At 61.3% G+C, this 17,278-nt stretch carries 16 protein-coding genes; 7 read left to right on the forward strand and 9 right to left on the reverse strand.

What is annotated here, in order from left to right; genetic code table 11:
* Positions 1 to 132 precede the first annotated feature (132 nt).
* From AC1DF8_RS13260 to AC1DF8_RS13290, 7 genes are all read left to right on the forward strand, one after another.
* The gene (locus AC1DF8_RS13260; protein WP_478153855.1) at positions 133 to 1,479 is read left to right on the forward strand and encodes an extracellular solute-binding protein; all 1,347 of its coding nucleotides are present in this window, start codon (positions 133 to 135) and stop codon (positions 1,477 to 1,479) included.
* 71 nt (positions 1,480 to 1,550) lie between these two features.
* On the forward strand, positions 1,551 to 2,852 hold the full coding sequence (locus tag AC1DF8_RS13265) for a carbohydrate ABC transporter permease (RefSeq protein WP_478153856.1): 1,302 nt from the start codon (positions 1,551 to 1,553) through the stop codon (positions 2,850 to 2,852).
* Between the two features lie 3 nt (positions 2,853 to 2,855).
* Positions 2,856 to 3,698, forward strand: a complete 843-nt coding sequence (locus tag AC1DF8_RS13270; protein ID WP_112542468.1) for a carbohydrate ABC transporter permease — start codon at positions 2,856 to 2,858, stop codon at positions 3,696 to 3,698.
* A complete protein-coding gene (locus AC1DF8_RS13275; protein WP_478153857.1) occupies positions 3,698 to 4,747 on the forward strand; it encodes an ABC transporter ATP-binding protein in 1,050 nt (349 codons plus the stop codon). The genes AC1DF8_RS13270 and AC1DF8_RS13275 overlap by 1 nt, the downstream gene beginning before the upstream one ends.
* A gap of 3 nt (positions 4,748 to 4,750) precedes the next feature.
* Positions 4,751 to 5,524 carry a glycerophosphodiester phosphodiesterase gene (locus AC1DF8_RS13280; RefSeq protein ID WP_478153858.1) on the forward strand — a complete coding sequence of 258 codons (774 nt, stop codon included), beginning with the start codon at positions 4,751 to 4,753 and terminating at the stop codon, positions 5,522 to 5,524.
* Complete coding sequence (locus tag AC1DF8_RS13285) at positions 5,508 to 6,515, forward strand: LacI family DNA-binding transcriptional regulator (RefSeq protein ID WP_112542465.1); 1,008 nt, start codon at positions 5,508 to 5,510, stop codon at positions 6,513 to 6,515. Before AC1DF8_RS13280 ends, AC1DF8_RS13285 begins: the two co-directional genes overlap by 17 nt.
* Positions 6,515 to 7,330, forward strand: a complete 816-nt coding sequence (locus AC1DF8_RS13290; RefSeq protein WP_478153859.1) for an inositol monophosphatase family protein — start codon at positions 6,515 to 6,517, stop codon at positions 7,328 to 7,330. Before AC1DF8_RS13285 ends, AC1DF8_RS13290 begins: the two co-directional genes overlap by 1 nt.
* Here AC1DF8_RS13290 and AC1DF8_RS13295 read toward each other — a convergent pair.
* The 9 genes from AC1DF8_RS13295 to AC1DF8_RS13335 all read right to left on the reverse strand — a co-directional run bounded on the left by AC1DF8_RS13295 (position 7,327) and on the right by AC1DF8_RS13335 (position 17,278).
* Entirely contained in the window at positions 7,327 to 8,181 is an 855-nt protein-coding gene (locus tag AC1DF8_RS13295; protein WP_478153860.1) for a glycerophosphodiester phosphodiesterase, read from the reverse strand. The two genes, AC1DF8_RS13290 and AC1DF8_RS13295, sit on opposite strands and share 4 nt — an antisense overlap.
* 433 nt (positions 8,182 to 8,614) lie before the next feature.
* Positions 8,615 to 9,709, reverse strand: coding sequence for a pyridoxal-phosphate-dependent aminotransferase family protein (locus AC1DF8_RS13300; RefSeq protein WP_478153861.1), 1,095 nt, complete (start codon positions 9,707 to 9,709; stop codon positions 8,615 to 8,617).
* Between the two features lie 11 nt (positions 9,710 to 9,720).
* On the reverse strand, positions 9,721 to 10,500 hold the full coding sequence (locus AC1DF8_RS13305) for an ABC transporter ATP-binding protein (RefSeq protein ID WP_478153862.1): 780 nt from the start codon (positions 10,498 to 10,500) through the stop codon (positions 9,721 to 9,723).
* Positions 10,497 to 11,279, reverse strand: a complete 783-nt coding sequence (locus tag AC1DF8_RS13310; RefSeq protein ID WP_478153863.1) for an ABC transporter ATP-binding protein — start codon at positions 11,277 to 11,279, stop codon at positions 10,497 to 10,499. Before AC1DF8_RS13310 ends, AC1DF8_RS13305 begins: the two co-directional genes overlap by 4 nt.
* On the reverse strand, positions 11,276 to 12,106 hold the full coding sequence (locus AC1DF8_RS13315; protein ID WP_478153864.1) for an ABC transporter permease: 831 nt from the start codon (positions 12,104 to 12,106) through the stop codon (positions 11,276 to 11,278). The genes AC1DF8_RS13310 and AC1DF8_RS13315 overlap by 4 nt, the downstream gene beginning before the upstream one ends.
* A complete protein-coding gene (locus AC1DF8_RS13320) occupies positions 12,103 to 13,092 on the reverse strand; it encodes an ABC transporter permease (protein WP_112972364.1) in 990 nt (329 codons plus the stop codon). The genes AC1DF8_RS13315 and AC1DF8_RS13320 overlap by 4 nt, the downstream gene beginning before the upstream one ends.
* A gap of 40 nt (positions 13,093 to 13,132) precedes the next feature.
* Positions 13,133 to 14,743 carry an ABC transporter substrate-binding protein gene (locus AC1DF8_RS13325; RefSeq protein ID WP_478153865.1) on the reverse strand — a complete coding sequence of 537 codons (1,611 nt, stop codon included), beginning with the start codon at positions 14,741 to 14,743 and terminating at the stop codon, positions 13,133 to 13,135.
* A gap of 123 nt (positions 14,744 to 14,866) precedes the next feature.
* Entirely contained in the window at positions 14,867 to 16,267 is a 1,401-nt protein-coding gene (locus tag AC1DF8_RS13330; protein WP_478153866.1) for an LLM class flavin-dependent oxidoreductase, read from the reverse strand.
* Positions 16,268 to 16,300: 33 nt separating this feature from the next.
* Positions 16,301 to 17,278, reverse strand: a complete 978-nt coding sequence (locus tag AC1DF8_RS13335) for an ABC transporter permease (protein WP_478153867.1) — start codon at positions 17,276 to 17,278, stop codon at positions 16,301 to 16,303.

Here is a 17,278-nt window from a genome sequence, read left to right on the forward strand (position 1 = left end):
TGTCATTTGGTCGTTACGTTCGCCCCCTAGAGCGGGACATGCCACGTTTTCGTGGGGCGATTGGAACGGCCATCAACACCAGTGATGACCCGTCAAGAGGCCTCACACTGTTCTTCCAGGGAGATGAAGAAGATGACCATTTTGCCGACACTGAAATCCCTCACCATTGCGGCCGCAATCCTGGCCTCGACTTCCGCATTTGCACTTGCCAAGGACGTTCACATCAGCGTCTGGGCCGGCGGTACCGGTCCGAATGACGTGTACCGCCTCGATGCCATCGAGATCGCTGCTCAGCAGCTTCAGCGCGAAGCTGCGCTGAAGGGCGAAGATCTGAAGATCATCGTCGAAAAGACCCCTTACTCGGGTTGGGACGACTTCAAGCAGGCGCTGACGCTTGCTGCCGAAGCCAAGAAGGCTCCGAACATCGTCGTCAGCGGCCATGAAGACATCGCTCCCTGGTCGCAGGCCGGCCTCATCGTTCCAATCGAGGACTATGTCGATCTCGACTCCTGGCCACTCAACGACATCTATGAAAACCTGATGCAGATCGCCTCCTACAATGGCTCGGTCTACGGCATCCCGCAGGATGCAGAATCCCGCCCGATGCTGTTCTGGAAGCCGCACATGAAGGCGATCGGCTACAGCGACGCTGACCTCGACGCGCTGCCGCAGAACGTCCAGGACGGCAAGTACACGATGAAGAACCTGCTCGAAGACGCCAAGAAGATGCAGGACAAGGGCCTCGTACAGCCCGGTTACGGCTTCTATCCGCGCACCAGCAACGGTCCTGACTACTGGCAGTTCTACACCTCCTTCGGCGGCGTCATGGAAGAGAACGGCAAACTCGTTTTCGACAAGGCTGCGATGAAGCGCATGTACCAGTTCTTTGCTGATGCCGTTGCTTCCGGCGTCACCAAGAAGAACCACATCGGCATGCCGGGCGACCAGTGGTGGAAGGAAGTCTCCAGCGGCAAGGCCGGCATCTGGGACGCTGGCACCTGGCATTATGCCCGCATGGTCAACCAGGAAGGCCTGAAAGACTTCTTCGGCAACATCGCCTTCACGCTGATTCCGGCTGGCGAAGGCGGCAAGGCCAACACGCTGACGCACCCTCTCGTTTACCTGCTGACATCGGGTCATAGCGACGAGGACACGCAGATCGCAGCCCAGCTGATCACGATCGCTTCGGAGCCGCGCACCAATGCGCTGCACGCTATCAAGTCGGCGCATCTCGGTGTCTCCAAGTCCGAATCGGCCGTTGATTTCTACGCCGCCAATCGCTGGGCCCGCGAGGCGACGGAGCGACTGCTGCCTCACGCCAACGCGATGCCGAACAATTCCGATTTCGGCACCTACTGGAACATCATGTGGAAGAACCTTGAAGCATCCTGGACCGGCGCCAAGACTGTCGACGCCGCCGTCAACGATGCCGAAAGCGAGCTGAAGAGCACGCTCGGCGACAAGATCGTCATCCGCTAAGATCGACGCACTCTGCCGGAAGGCGGTGGCTAAACACCGCCTTCCGGAGCGTCGTCCATGAAGGGACTTCCATGAAATCGTCCAGAACGCTTGGGCTGGTGATGATCACACCTGCAGCGATCATGATCCTTCTGTTCTTCCTGCTACCGGTCGCTCTGACGGCCGTCTTCTCGATGACGAACATGACGACGGCGACCGGCATTTCCGGCGGCGTCTATCAGGTCGCGCCGAATTCGCTGATCACGCTCAAATCGGCCATGCCCGATATTGCCGATCAACTCGGCGAGCCGCGCTACACGATCGACGAGGCAGGTCTCAAGGCTCTCGAAGGCCTCAATCTCTCCGCCGGCATCGTCTCGGAGCTGCAGGAAAAGCATATGAACGAGGTCTTTCCTTCGCGCCGCGAGATCGAGCGCATGATCAAGGACCTGAACGAGCGCCCCTCGACGCGCGAGGTCAAGCAGATCTCCGACCAGTTCAACCGCTCAGTCGTCAACGCGCGCTTCGACAGCAAGGATCAGCTCTTTTCCGCCCTCGATACGCTCGGCTTCAAGCTGACGCCGGAGCAGGAGGATGCTGTCGCCAAGGCCACCTATACCGGCTGGATCTGGACGTCAGACAATTTCTCACGCATGGCCTCTTCGCCGGATATGGCCCGCGTTCTTCTCAACACCGTGCTCTATGTCGCGCTGGTGCTGACTATCTTCAACGTTGGTTATGCACTGCTGCTTGCCATCTGGACGCATTATATGCCGGCGGCACCGGCTTCCTTCTTCCGCGGCGTATGGCTGTTGCCGCGTATCACGCCTGTCGTCATCTATGTCATGCTCTGGAAGTGGCTTGCCTGGGACACGGGCTTCATTTCCACGCTGATGGGCAATTTCGGCTACCCACCCAAGAATTACCTGCTCGACAACGCCTATAACGCCTGGATCTTCGTTGTCATGATCAACGGCTTCATCGGTGCCTCCATGGGCATGCTGGTTTTCTCCTCTGCGATGAAGGCTATTCCGAAGAGCCAGTTCTATGCGAGCGAGGTCGACGGCGCGTCGCGCTGGCAGCAGATCCGCTACATCATCCTGCCGCAGATGCGCTGGCCGATCCTCTTCGTCACCTGCTACCAGACGCTCTCGCTGCTTGCCTCCTTCAACGAAATCCTGCTTTCGACGAACGGCGGACCCGGCAGGGCGACTGAGATCTGGGCGCTCGCCGCCTATCATACGGCGCTCAGCAACTACGCCGGCAACCTGGAATACGGTCTCGGTGCTGCCATGGCCCTCGTGCTTGTGGTCATCGGCGTGACATTGTCGCTGATCTATCTGCGCATCTTCAACTACGGCACGCTTGTCTCCACGCCGCTGATCGAGGACTAACCCATGGCCGAAAAAGCGCAACCTTCCGCGAATTTCAGCAGTTGGCCGGTCATTGCCGTGCTCGCCGTCGTCAGCCTGCCGCTGCTTTTGATGTACGCCTATTTCTTCATCGACACGGTAACGGTGAAAGAGGCCGGCTCGCTCATACCCTCCAGCTTCACCATCGAGCACTGGCGCTTCCTGTGGCAGACGACCGAAGGCAAACCGAACATCTGGATCGTGACGCTCAATACGCTGCTTTTCGCCAGTTCCACGACCAGCGTGGTCGTCATCGTCTCGTCGATGGCGGGTTATGTGCTCTCGCGGCTCAATGTACCTGCACGCGGCTTCTTCCTTGCCGGTGTCATGGTGCTGCACGCCTTCCCGTCGGTGACGCTCATCATCGCCATCTTCATCGTGCTGCAGATGATCGGCCTCTATAATTCCCTGATTGGCGTCATCCTGGTGAAGGCGGCGATCGACCTGCCGCTTGGCATCTGGCTGATGAAAGGCTTTTACGACACCGTTCCCTGGGAAATCGAGATGGCTGGCGTCGTCGACGGCGCTTCGCGCTTCCGTGTCTGGCGCAGCCTCGTTCTGCCGCAGGTCGGCCCGGGTATCATGGCGCTCGGCCTCTTCTCGTTCCTGTCGGGCTGGGGCGAATTCATCCTGCCGCAGGTGCTGGCGCCAGGCAATCAGGTGCAGGTGCTCTCGGTCTATCTCGCCGGCTTCCTCGGTGACGATAACAATTATGATTTCAACATGTTCAAGGCGGTCGGCGTCTTCTACGTCATCCCGGTTCTGATCGCCTACGCACTCTTCCACAAATATCTCATGAACATCTACGGCGGCGGGAGCAAAGGCTGATGCGTATCCTCCTCGACAATTTTTCGAAGAGCTTCGGCTCCACCAAGGTCATCGAGAACATGACGCTCCAAGTCGGCAGCGGCGAAATGCTGGCGCTGCTCGGACCCTCGGGCTGCGGCAAGTCGACGACGCTTTTTGCTATCTGCGGCATCCATCGTCCGAGTGGCGGTCGTATTCTCTTCGGCGATCGTGACGTCACCAACCTGCCGAGCCAGATGCGCAATGTCGGCGTCGTCTTCCAGTCCTATGCGCTCTATCCGCATATGACGGTTGCCGAGAACATCGGCTTTCCCTTGAAGGTCAAGGGTGTCAACGGATCTGAGATCCGCAAGGAGGTCGAGCGCATTTCCGGCCTCGTGCAGATCGGCAATCTGATGGAGCGCCGGCCGGCACAGCTTTCCGGCGGCCAGCAGCAGCGTGTGGCGCTCGCCCGTGCGCTCATCCGCAAGCCGGATGTCCTGCTGCTCGACGAACCTCTTGCCAATCTCGACGCAAAGCTTCGCCTCGAAATGCGCTCGGAAATCCGCCGCATCCAGCGCGAGACTGGTATCACCGCCGTTCTTGTGACCCATGATCAGGTGGAAGCGATGAGCATGTGCGACCGCATCGCGATCATGAAGGAAGGCGAGATCGTGCAGATCGCCACACCCTCCGAAATGTATCACGACCCGCGCACCTCCTTTGTCGCCGGCTTCCTCGGCAATCCGCCGATCACCTTCCTGCGCGGCGTCATGAAGGACGGCGCTTTCGCCATGCCGGAGAGCGAAATCCGAGTTCCGGTAGCGGTCAAGGCCGCGGAGGGCACCAAGCTGACGCTCGGCGTGCGCCCCGAACATTTCAGCCCGGCCGGCGATGTCGCCGTTCCCGGTAAGGTCACTTTCGCTGAAACGCAGGGTCGCGAGAACCTCTACGACGTCCGGCTTGCCGGCGGTTCGCTGCTACGTTCCATTCAGCCTGTGCGCAACGACATCACTGTCGGCGATGAGGTGAAATGGGCAATCGATAGCCGAGGCGTTTTCGTTTTCGACGAGGAAGGCCGGAGGCTTTGAGCGATGCGTGATTTCTCGTCTTTCTTCGAGCGCTATGGCTGGCCGTCAAACAAGGGAAGCCTGCCATTCTGTATCGGCCATCGCGGTGCCAGCGGCCATGAGCGGGAAAATACACTGGAAGCCTTCCAGCGTGCCGCCGAACTCGGCGCGGAAATGTGGGAGCTCGATACCCAGCTCACCAAGGATGGCGTGGTCGTGGTCTCCCACGACGATCACCTCGAACGTGTCTTCGGCATCGACAGGCGCATTTCGGAGATGACGGCTGCCGAGCTTGCCACCCTCGAAGGTGTCAACGTTCCGACTTTCGAGGCGGTCGCGGCCCTCGGTCGGCGGACCAATACCGGCCTTTACATCGAGCTCAAGGCGCCGGGCACGGGAACTTTGTGCTGGAAGCATCTCAAGGAAAAGAACCAGCGCTTCGCCTGTCTCGGTTCCTTCGACGCCGCACAGGTGCGCAAACTCCGCGAAGCCGGCTGCGACTATCCTCTCTCTGTCCTGATCCGCGTCGGCCATGACCCGCATGCGGCTGGCGACGAGGCAGGCGCAGATATTCTGCACCTCTGCTGGGAAAGGGCCGGCGAACGGCCGCAGGACCTGGTTACCGATGAGCTGACGCAGAGAGCCTTCGGCGAAGGCCGCGAGATCGTGCTCTGGCACGAGGAGCGGCCGGCCATCCTGGCGGACATTATGAAGCTTCCGGTGCTCGGCATCTGTACGGATCTGCCCGATCTGATGCGCCCGGCCGCCAGGGACGAGAAGCATGGCCGACAGGGATAACAAGGGACCGAGAAAGGTCACGTCCTTCGATGTGGCGCGTGTGGCAGGCGTCTCACGCGCTGCCGTTTCGCGCGCCTTCACGCCGGACGCCAGCGTTTCGCCGAAGACTCGCGAGAAGGTCTATCAGGCGGCCAAGGAACTCGGCTATCGGGTAAATTATCTTGCCCGCAGCCTTACCAACAAGCGCTCCGATCTCGTTGGTCTCGTTGCCGCAGGCCTCGACAATCCGTTCCGCACGATGCAGATCGAGCATCTGGCGCGTGTATTGATCGCCCGCAATTTCCGCCCGATCCTGTTGCCGACGTCGAAGGAAGCAGACACCTCAACGGTCATCGGCCAGCTTCTGCATTATGCAGTTTCAGGCGTTATCGTCACGTCGGATGCGCCGCCGACGGAGATTTGCGAGCAATGTGCCGCCGAAGGTGTGCCGATCGTCCTTATCAACAAGGGCGACGATATCCCGTTCGTCGACCGCATCATCTCCGATGACCGGATGGCTGGCCACCTTGCCGCGACGCACTTGATCGAAAGCGGCGCCAGTGCGCCTGCGGTCATGGCCGCACCCGCTATCTCCTATACGGCGCGACGGCGCAGTGAAGCCTTCATGACCACCTGTCGGCAGGCTGGCCTCGAGCCGCGTATGATCGAATTGAAAATCAACGATTATCGGAGTGGCTATGACGCAGCCGCCGACCTTCTGTCGCTCGGTATCGACGGCCTGTTCTGCGCCAACGACTATATGGCCTGCGGCGTGATCGATAGCGTCATGAAGGGGCTTGGTCGTGAGGACCAGCCGCCGTTCCGCATCGTCGGCCACGATGACATTCCTCAGGCCGGCTGGTCGGCCTATGACCTTACGACCATCCGCCAGCCGTGCGATTTGCAGGCCGAACAGACCGTCGATCTGCTGATGAGCAGGATGGCCGAACCGGATATGACCGCCCGCGTCGAATTTACCCCCGTGACGCTGATCAAAAGAAGGACTGCTTGATGAAATCCGCATTCGATACCTCCGCTCTGACCGCGCGGGCGGAGGTCGCAATCGACGTGGCCCGCAAGGTTGGACGCGAGGCTGCGCGCTTCAGGCGTGAAGGAAACCCCGGCGCGTTGCATGTCGAAAACAAGGGCTTGCAGGATTTCGTCACCGTCGCAGACAGGCAGGCAGAACAGGCTATCCGCGAAGGGCTGCTGGCGCGTTTTCCCGATGACACATTCATGGGCGAGGAAACCGGCGGCAAATCCGGCTCTGCCGGCACCTGGGTCGTCGATCCCATAGACGGCACGACCAATTATATCCGTGGTTTCCGCCATTGGGGTGTTTCAATCGCCTTCGTTGTTGGTGGCAAGGTGGAGATCGGCGTGGTCTACGACGCGGCCAACGACCAGGTTTTCTCCGCGATCCGCGGCCGCGGCGCCCTCAAGGAAGGCCAGCCGATCCACGCCGCTCCGACGACCGATCCCGCCAATGCGATCGTTGTGCTCGGCCATTCGCGCAAGACGAGCTTCGATGACTATGCGGCGCTTTCCAAGCGGCTCTACGAACGTGGAATGGATTATCGCCGCATGGGTGCGGCGGCAGTCGATCTCGTACGCGTGGCGGAAGGTGTTTCCGACCTCTTCTACGAACGGCATCTGAATGCCTGGGACATGCTGGCCGGCGCGCTGATCGCCGCGGAGGCCGGTGCGAAGGTCGCCATTCCGCCGGTCGCCATGCTGCTGGAGGACGGCGGTCCTGTTATCGCCCATTCGCCTGGACTGGCAGAAGAGTTCGCCTTCCTCGTCGAGTTCGAAGGTCTGGCTCTCTAGCCCGCCATGCGCTTCAACCACGCCCGTTCGGTTGCCGGGGCTTCGTCTGTGGTGATCTGATCCGGCTTCAAGGCGACCAGGGCCGAGAACTTCGTCCATTCTGTATCGCTGAAGCCGCCGTCGGGATCCTTCAGCGTGAAGGTCCATGCGTCGACCCGCTTGGCCTCGTCGTGGCAGAGCGCGATCATATCGAGGCCAGCCTGCGCCGCATCGAGCAGCATCGGCCAGTAAAGATAGATTGTTTCCGGCTCCGTTGGCCCACGCAGGTCGGCGAGCAATTCTTTTTCGACCGCTTTCCAACCTTCGGCCTTGTAGATATTGCCGAGCTTGTCGGTGGGATCGATCCCGCGGCGCAGATGCGGCAGCTTCTCCTTGACGGCCAGGATCAGCTCCAGGCTTCCGGCACTGACGATAACGGAGGCGGAAATCTGCTGCAGGTGTTCAGCGAGGTGGGCGATGCCCTTTTCGCCGATCACCTCGTAATCGTCCTTCATGTCGAACTGCAGCAATGCGTCCGGATGGGCCGATTGCAGCATGGCTGCCAGATCCTCGCTGGTGAGGATCGGACGATTGCCGTCCCTCATGCGCAGGTCGCGTAGATCGGCAAGGCTCTTTTGGGCAATGATGCCGTGCCCCGAGGTCTCGCCTTCGAGTTCCCCGTCATGCAGCACGACGAAACCGCCATCGGCGCGCACCCTCAGATCAAGCTCCATCGAGGCGCCGGCCTTGAAGCCGTCCGCCATGACTTCAGCCGAAAACAGCGGGTCGGCCAGGCGCCGGCGCAACCGGTGCCATTTCAGCAGGGTCACATGGTTCTCGAACACTATCTGAAGCCCGCGTGCGTCTGCCATTCCATCATCCTCGGCCTGTTCGTTTCTGCCTCTTCGTGCATCGGAAAGATCCGATTCTCAAGGGCCTGCGGCAGATTAAGCCCGATCTCCCGGCAGTCGCTTCTCTTGCACCGAACATGGTCTTTTTCGTGAGTCGGTCTTCCGATGGTGTCCGCATGCAGCGTAACAGCGCAAATTAGAATACTAATTTTGTAGACAATATTTTCTGCGCCGGCGATACGTGCGAGAATCCAGGCTCGGTTTTCCAGGAGGTGACGTATGTTTGCGGCATTCAAAACTTTCCTAGCGAAGCTTTTAGGGAGCCGTGACCACGTGGCGCCCGAAACCCCTGGCCGCGCTGCGGGAGCGGATGCCGAAAGCCGTCTTCGTAGCCTGCGGGAGGAAGAACTGTTCTTCTGGCAGCCGACGCCGAACTCCTGGTACTGAGGAGCAATCAGCCGCAATAGCTCTTCGTGACAGCTTCCGAAGCCGCGCCGATATTCGCCGGGAACCCAGCCTGCCGAAGTGCAGCGCCATAAGCCACGACATTTGCAAGCACGGTCGGGAAGCTTGCCCGCGCGCCTGTGTGGTTGATACGCATGAGGTGAGACAAGCCCGTGCCGACACCGGGCGTCAGTTCGACGCCTAATCCTGCGGCAAAGGCGATCACAGACGCAGATCCAAGTTCTGACGGCAGCGAGACCGTCGTCACGAGGTTCGAACCCTGTCCGGCCGGCACCCAAAGGCTCGTGCCCAGCGCTGTCAGGCCGGCTCGGCTCGCCGAAGCGGCTTTCTCATGGCGGGCAATGATCTGCGCCAGCCCTTCGGCCTCGACCTGGTCGAGGCAGGCTTCCAGCGCGAAGAATTCCAACGGCGCCGGCGTTCCCGGCAGCACGCCGCGGCCGGCATCCACCCAAGCCTTCAGGTCGGCCAGCGACAGGATGGAGTCCCGCGGTGCGTCGTCATGGAGCACCAGTTCCCAGGCATGCCGGCTGACCGACAGCGCGGAAACGCCTGCCGGCCCGCCCAGTGCTTTCTGTGGACCGATCACGGCGATATCGATACCCAACGCATCGACATCGAGCGCGTGACCGCCGACGGACGCGACGGCATCGACTATAGTTACAATGCCTCGCGCCTTTGCGAGAGCGGTGATCTCCGGCAATGGATTGAGGATGCCGCTTGCCGATTCTGCATGGACAAGCGCCAGTACGCTGACATTTGGATTGATATCGAGCGCGACTGTGATCGCGTCGAGCTCGATCGGCAGGCCGGGCTGAGCGACGATATCGACGACGTGAGTGCCGCCCCGCCGCAGCCATTGTCCAAACCAGTTGCCATAAGGGCTGGTGACGATGTTGAGTACAGAGAGGCCAGGTCTGGCAAGGCTGGTCGCAACGGCTTCGAGCGCGACCACGGCCTCGGCCTGCACCAGCAGGACGTCGTTGTTCGTCTTCAGGATCCGGCTGATGCGGCGGGTGAGGGCGGCGTAGCGTTCAGCCGGATAGACCGGCGCACCATAGAGCGGGTTCCAGGCGACTTCGGTCATGCGCAGCTCCATCAAACGGGTTCGGTTACAAGGCGTGGCACCGCCGCGACGAGCCGGCGCGCCGCTTCGGATCGCGGCGCATTGACGACATCTGCCGCCAGCCCTTCCTCGACGATCCGGCCGGAATCCATGACCGCGATGCGATGCGAGATCGCGCGCACCACCGCAAGGTCATGGGATATGAAGAGATAGGCAAGGCCATGCTCGCGCTGCAGTTCGACCAGCAATTCGAGAATGCGGCCACGAACCGTCACGTCGAGCGCGGAAACGGCTTCATCCAGCACCAACAGTGAAGGCCGCGTCGCGATAGCGCGGGCAATGGCGACGCGCTGTCGTTGGCCGCCCGACAGCGTGCGTACCGGGCGGGGAGCGAGGGTTGCGGGCAGGCCGACGCGTTCCAGCAGGGCAGTGATTTCCGCCGGCCGTTGCCTCCTGTCCGCAATGGCGTGGATCCGCAGCGGATCGTCGAGAACGGAGGCGACGGAGGCCAATGGGTTGAAGGCTGCGAGTGGATCCTGAAACACCATTTGCATGCGCGCACGCCTGCGTCGCAGCTCGGCTCCGCGCAGCGCAAGCCAGTCCTGTCCCTCGAAGCTGATAGAGCCGGAATCAGGTTCCAGCAGGCGCAGAAGGACGCGCGACAGGGTCGATTTTCCACTGCCGGATGCTCCAACCAGCCCCAGGGTTTCGCCGGCTGCGATTGTCAGCGAAACAGTGTCGAGGGCCRCAACCTGCCGACCGGAACTGGAGTAGGCCTTGGAAAGTGCAGTTACGGTCAGAAGCCCGGTCACGACACTACCTCGGCAATCAGTGGCGGCGTGGAGAGATCGCGATGACTGGCGATCAGGGCAGCCGTATAGCCATCGGCTGGCGATGACAGCACCGACCGGACGGGGCCGGTCTCCAGCAACGCTCCACCGCGGAAGACGGCGACGCGATCGACGAAGCCGGAGGCGAGCGCGATATCATGAGTAATGAAGAGAAGCGTCATGCCCTCCTCGCGCACCAGGCTGTCGAGAAGTTCGACGATCTCGGCCTGCACCACGACATCGAGCGCACTGGTCGCCTCATCGGCGATGAGCAGGGCGGGTCTGGCTGCAATCGCTGCCGCAATCGCCACGCGCTGCCGCTGGCCACCCGAGAGCTGGTGCGGGAACGCGCGCATGATGTTTGTCGGCTGTGGTAGGCTTACGCGCTCCAGCAGTTCCTCGGCACGTGCGTAGGCTTGCCGCCAGCCGAGGCCCAGGTGTCGTCGGGCACCCTCCGCAACCTGCTCGCCGACCGTCAGCACTGGATTGAGACTGGTGCCGGGGTCCTGAAAAACAAAACCGAAATCATGGCCGGGAAGCGGAGCATGGCCGAGCGCCGGCCAGATTATGTTGCCTTCGATCCGTGCCTGCACCGGCAGAAGGCCGGCGAGCGCCCGGGCAAACGTACTTTTGCCGGACCCGCTTTCGCCAATGATTGCCAGCCTCTCGCCCTCGATGAGATCGAGGTCGATGGAACTCAACGCCGCCTCCTGTTCATAACGGGCGGAAAGCCCTTTCACGCAGCAGAAGAGAGCGGTCATCGCGGCCCTCCGCCACTGTCGAGCGCCTTGGTCAGGCCCTCGCTGAAAAGGTGAACGCCAAGCACGGTGATCGCCAACGCCAGACCGGGCAGCACAGAAAGATAGGCGGCCGAGCGCAGCACGCTGCGGCCTTCGGCGATCATCGAGCCCCAGGTGGCAAGGTTGGGATTGCCGAGACCGAGGAAGGAAAGTGCCGCTTCCGTGAGGATTGCTCCGGCAACGATCGTGGCCGACAGCGCCAGCACCGGCGGCAGGGCATTCGGCAGGATTTCCTTGAAGGCGATCTCGGCCGGATGCATGCCGATCACGCGTGCAGCAGCCACATAATCCCGTTCGCGGATGGACAGGACCTGCGCCCGCGTCAGCCGCGCGGGATCGGCCCAGGCTCCGAGCGCAATGGCAAAGACGACGACAGGTGTTGATACCCCGATGACGCTGACGAAGGCGAGCGCCAGCAGGAAGCCCGGAACGATCTGGAAAGCATCGACAATACGCATGAGCGCCTCATCGATGACACCGCCGGCAAAACCCGCGGCCATGCCCACAAGGAGCCCGAGCACCATGGCGGAAAAAGCTGCTGCAATGCCGACGGCCAAAGAAGTCCGCGCACCGTAGAGCAGGCCTGCCAGGACGTCGCGCCCCAGTCTGTCGGTGCCGAGCGGCAGGCTCATGTCGGCGAATGGTGTGAGCATCGCCCGACCGGCAATCCGCAGCGGATCTCCTGGCGACAGGACCGGAGCCAGCAAGCCGGCGGCGAGAAGGGCTGCCAGGATGGCAAGCCCGATTGTACCTTCAGAGGTTCGAAGGAGACGGCGCAGCAGGGTCATGCCCGGCCCTCCGACGCGCCGATACGCGGATCGAGGGCTGCGTAGACCAGATCGACAACAAAATTGACACAAATGACGAGGACGGCGCTCGTGACGATGATGCCCATCAGCAGCGGCGCATCCCGGCCGTTGACCGCCTCCTGCGCCAGCCTGCCGAAGCCCGGAATGGCAAAGACACTTTCGATGACGACACTGCCGCCGAGCATGGCCGCGGACTGCAGTCCGAGCATGGTGACGAGCGGCAGCAGCGCATTGCGCGCGACATGACGAAGCACGATGCGGCTGCGCGACAGGCCCTTGGCCCGGGCGAAGAGCACGAAATCCAGCTTCCAGGCTTCCGCCATGCCAGAGCGCATGACGCGCAGAAACAATGCGAGATAGATGAAGGCGAGCGCGCCGACCGGCAGGACAAGATGCTCCGCTACATCCAGCACCTGCGAGAGTCCTGATTTGCCGGAGGCGATGGTCTCGATGCCGGCAATCGGCAGCCAGCGCAACTTGACCGAAAGGAGGATGCTGAGCACCAGCCCCAGCCAGAAGCTCGGTATGGCATAGATGATCAGCGAGCCGATCGAGAGGAGACGATCGCGCAGGCTGCCCGGCTTTGCGCCGGCGACGATGCCGAGCGCCGAACCGAGGCCAAAGGAAAGCGCCGTAGCACTTCCCATCAGGAGCAGCGTGTTCGGTAGCCGCTCGGCGATCAGGTCCCGTACCGGTCGGTTGAAAGCCACCGACCAGCCAAGATCGAGGCGAACGAGCGACGACAGATAGAGCCAGAGGCGGGAAAAGACCGATTGGTCCAGGCCGTAGCTTTCCCGCAGCGATTTGATGAGTGCGGCATCGCCGCCGCCGATCGATCCGAGATAGGCATCGACGGCGTCGCCGGAGGCGGATTCCAGCAGGAAGAAAGTGAAGATCACGACGATCAGCAGCACCGGGATGCTGCTGATGATCCTGCGTCTCAGGAGGAGAAGTGCACGTTTCACGCCGGATGAGGCCTCTGCCGCAATTGCGCCTTCGACCCTATCACGACTGCAGCGCGGTATCGCCCCAGTTCGAAACTGCCCATCGCGGATTGTCCGAAACGTTCAGCACCGTATCGCGGGCAACCGTGATGAACCCCCATTCGGCGACATTGATCAAAGGCAGTTCGGCCACCACAAGCTGCTGGAACTTGTAATAGAGGTCGGTGCGCGCGGCGGTGTCCACGGTCACTGCTGCTTGCGCGATGATCTTGTCGAGCTCGGCGCTGACATAGCCGCCCTGGTTTGAGAAGGGCACGCCATCAGGCGTTCCGGACTGGACGAGAATGGTGGTCGAGATGGCCGGATCGCCACGGAAGACCGGCGGACCGACGGCGATATCGAAGTCGTGGTCGGTATAGACGGCCTTCTGATGTGCGGCGGCATCGGCATTGACGATGACCGCATCGATGCCGACGGCTGCGAGCGCCTGACGCAGATAATCGCCGAACTGGCGCGTCTCGTTGAAATAGGGTGCCGGCCGCAGCTTGAGCTGGAATCGATTGCCGTCAGGCCCCTTGGTATAGCCGCCCTGGTCCAGCAGCTCGTTTGCCGCCTTCACGTCGAAATTATAGTTGGCGACATCGGCCGTGTAGAACTCTTTCGAATTCTTCGGAACAGGGCCGGTGGATTCCGTCGCATAGCCGAGGAAGATCGTATCGACGACGAACTTCTTGTCGATCGCGTGGGCAATCGCCTGACGCACCCGAAGATCGGAGAGCTCCTTGCGGCGATGATTGATCTCGACGACGAGCTGATAGGTGAGCGCCTCATAGCCCTTGGAGATCACCTTGATGCCGTCAACTTTGGAGATACGGTCGAGATCGGCAAGCGGTACGGCTGAGAAAGCTGCGAGATGGATTTCCTCGGCCTCCAGTGCGGCGCCGGCTGATTCGCGATCAGGCAGCACTCGGTAGACAATTTCGTTGAGCTTTGGCTCGCCCTTCTGCCAGTAATTCTCGTTACGCGTCAGCCGGTAATATTCGCCGGGCTTGTATTCGGCGAACTTGAACGGGCCGGTGCCGACAAGCGTATTGTTGGCCGGGTTCTTGGCGATATCGGTACCTTCAAAAATATGCTTGGGAACGACGCTGGTGACAGCTGGAAGCGCATTGCGGATGAGCTGGAAGGGCGTCGGCTTCGAGAAACGGAAGATCGCCGTGTGATCGTCGGGTGTATCGACTGCTTGCAGATTGGCGAAGACCAGGCGACCGAGGTTCTGGAGCGGTTTCCAGACGTTGAGCGCCGAGAAGGCGACGTCGGCCGAGGTGAATGGCTTGCCGTCATGCCAGGTGGCGTTGTCGCGCAGCTTGAAGGTGACGGAGAGCCCGTCGGCTGAGCCTTCCCAGGACGTAGCGAGACGCGGCGCAAGACCGTCCGAGCCTTCGTAGGAAGCCTCCGCGAGCGGCTCGATCACCTTGCTTGCGATGAAGAAGACGCCGTTCGAGGCGACGATTGCGGGGTTGAGGTTCTTCGGCTCGGAATCGGCTGCAACGATCAGGCGCCCGCCGGCCGGGACGTCCTGTGCCAGCACAATACGCGACAACGCTGTCGTTCCGAGAAGCAACGCCGTGCCCTTCAGCAGGCCGCGCCGAGAGATATCTGCAATAGTCATGCCCGCTCCTGATATCCAAGAAATTCAATGATCTATATTCGAGTTGAAACGTTAATTGTGACAGGAATTAAATTCGAACAGGATGGCCAGGCGAGATATTTTTTGTCGCCCAGCCATTATTTTTCAGCGGTTGCCAACAACGAGCCGCGGCGCGTCAATGCCGAGGTTGCGATAGGACGCTCCCGGATGCGGCGCAACCAGCCGCGGTCCCGCGCCACCAAGCTTTTCGCGCAGCGTACCCTGCCGGTATTCGGTCTTGTAGACGCCGCGCTTCTGCAGTTCAGGCACCAACAGGTCGACGGTGTCTTCGAAGCTCTCGGGGGTCACCGCATAGGCGAGGTTGAAACCATCGACGTCGGTATCCTCGACCCATTCCTGCATCAGATCGGCGACTGTCGACGGTGAGCCGACGAAGACTGGGCCGAAGCCGCCGATGCCCACCCAATCGGCCATTTCGCGCACGGTCCATTCCTTATCCGGATCGATGGTCGTGAAGGTTTCGACAGCCGATTGGACGGCATTCGTATAGCGATGGCGCAGAACCTCGTCCGGGCCGAACTGGCCGAAATCGATGCCGGTCCAGCCTGATATCAGCGTCAGCGCACCCTCGAAGGAGGCGTATTGGCGATATTCGTTGAACTTGCGCTGTGCCTCGGCATCGGTCTCGCCGAGGACGACGGTCTGCAGGTTGAAGGCGAGGATTTCGCGCGGATTGCGTCCGAGCCGCTCGGCCGCCTGGCGGACATTGGCGACGTAGCGCTTCAAAACCGGCTTGGAGGGCGCCGCAACAAAGATGCATTCGGCATGCGCGCCGGCAAAATCCTTGCCGCGGCTCGAGGCGCCGGCCTGGTAGAGCACCGGCGTGCGCTGTGGCGAGGGCTCGCTCAGGTGAATGCCGGGAACGTTGAAATATTTGCCCGAATGATTGATCGGATGGACCTTTTCCGGATGGGTGAAAATGCCGGTTTCGCGGTCGCGCACGACGGCATCGTCCTCCCAGCTTCCCTCCCAGAGCTTGTAGCAGACCTCGAGATATTCGTCGGCGAGGTCGTAGCGGTCGTCATGGTTGGTCTGCGCGGCCTGGCCGATATTGAGCGCACCGCTGTTCAGATAGGAGGTGACGATATTCCAGCCGACGCGACCCTTGGTCAGATGATCGAGCGTGGAGATGCGCCGGGCAAAAGTATAAGGGTGTTCGAAAGAGAGCGAAGCCGTCAGGCCAAAGCCGAGATGTTCGGTCTCATAAGCCATGGTCGGGATGAGCTGCAGCGGATCGTTGACCGGCACTTGCGCCGAATGGCGAAGCGCTGCATCGACATTGCCGTTCAGGACGTCATAGACGCCGAGCACGTCGGCGATGAAGAGACCGTCGAACTTGCCGCGCTCCAGCGTCTTTGCCAGATGCACCCAATAGTCGAGATCCTTGTAGGTCCAGGATTTGTCGCGCGGATGTCGCCAGAGCCCCGGCGACTGGTGTCCGACGCAATTCATGTCGAAGGCGTTGAGCCTGATTTCACGGGTCATGTCATTCTTCCTGCGTTGTCGGCGAGGTGCGCTTCAGGCGCCGACGGTTTTTCTGTTGATGAAGCTGAGGGCGAGCACGGCAAAGATGAGCGTGCCAGTGCCGACCTGCTGCCAGTAGAAGTTCAGGCCGGTTAGCAGCAGGCCGTTGGCGACGATGCTGAGGAGCAGGACGCCGAGAACGGTGCCAAGCACATTGGGCCGGCCGAGCGGCGACAGCGTCGTGCCGATGAAGGTGGCACCGATGGCGTTCAGCAGGAACGCATTGCCGGAGGAGGGGATGTAGACGGTTACCGTCGCCGTCAGGATGAGGCCGGCAACGGCGGCAATCAGCCCAGCGAGAATGAAGGTGGCGGCAACAGGCGCGCCGAGACCGATGCCGGAATAGCGCACGACGCTCGGCTGGATGCCGATCGAGACGACTACGCGCCCGAAACGGGTCCGAGCGAAGACTGCGGCTGCGCCCGCGATGACGATGGCAGCGATCACCAACGGCACCGGAACGTTGGCAATCGTGCCATGGCCGAGAAAGCGAAAGGTTTCCGGCACTCCCGAGGGCGGAAGATAAACCGGGTTGCCGCCATTGGTCAGCAATTGCTGGACGCTGCGGCCGATAAAGAGGGTGCCGAGTGTCGCGAGAAACGGTGCGACGCCGATCACGGACACGAGGACAGCGTTGAACGCGCCGACCAGCGCGCCGGCTGTAAGCCCGGCGATGAGCGCGAGCGGCACCGGCTGGCCCGCCAGAACGAAGGAGACGAAGGCAAAGCTTGCAAAATCGACGGCCGTGCCGACCGAGAGATCGATGCCGCCTGCGGAGACCGCGAAGGTCATGGCGATCGAGACGATGGCAAGCAGCGTGAAATTGTTGACGAGAATGCTTTGCAGGTTGCCGGGAGTGAAGAAGGTGGGCGCCAGTACGGAGAAGACAGAGAAAACCACGATCAGCGCTATGATCAGCCCAAAGCGTGCGAGGCCGGCGAGCGATCGTCCGGCTGAAGTTGAGGCGGACAT

Source organism: Rhizobium sp. 05N49, from assembly GCF_056396805.1.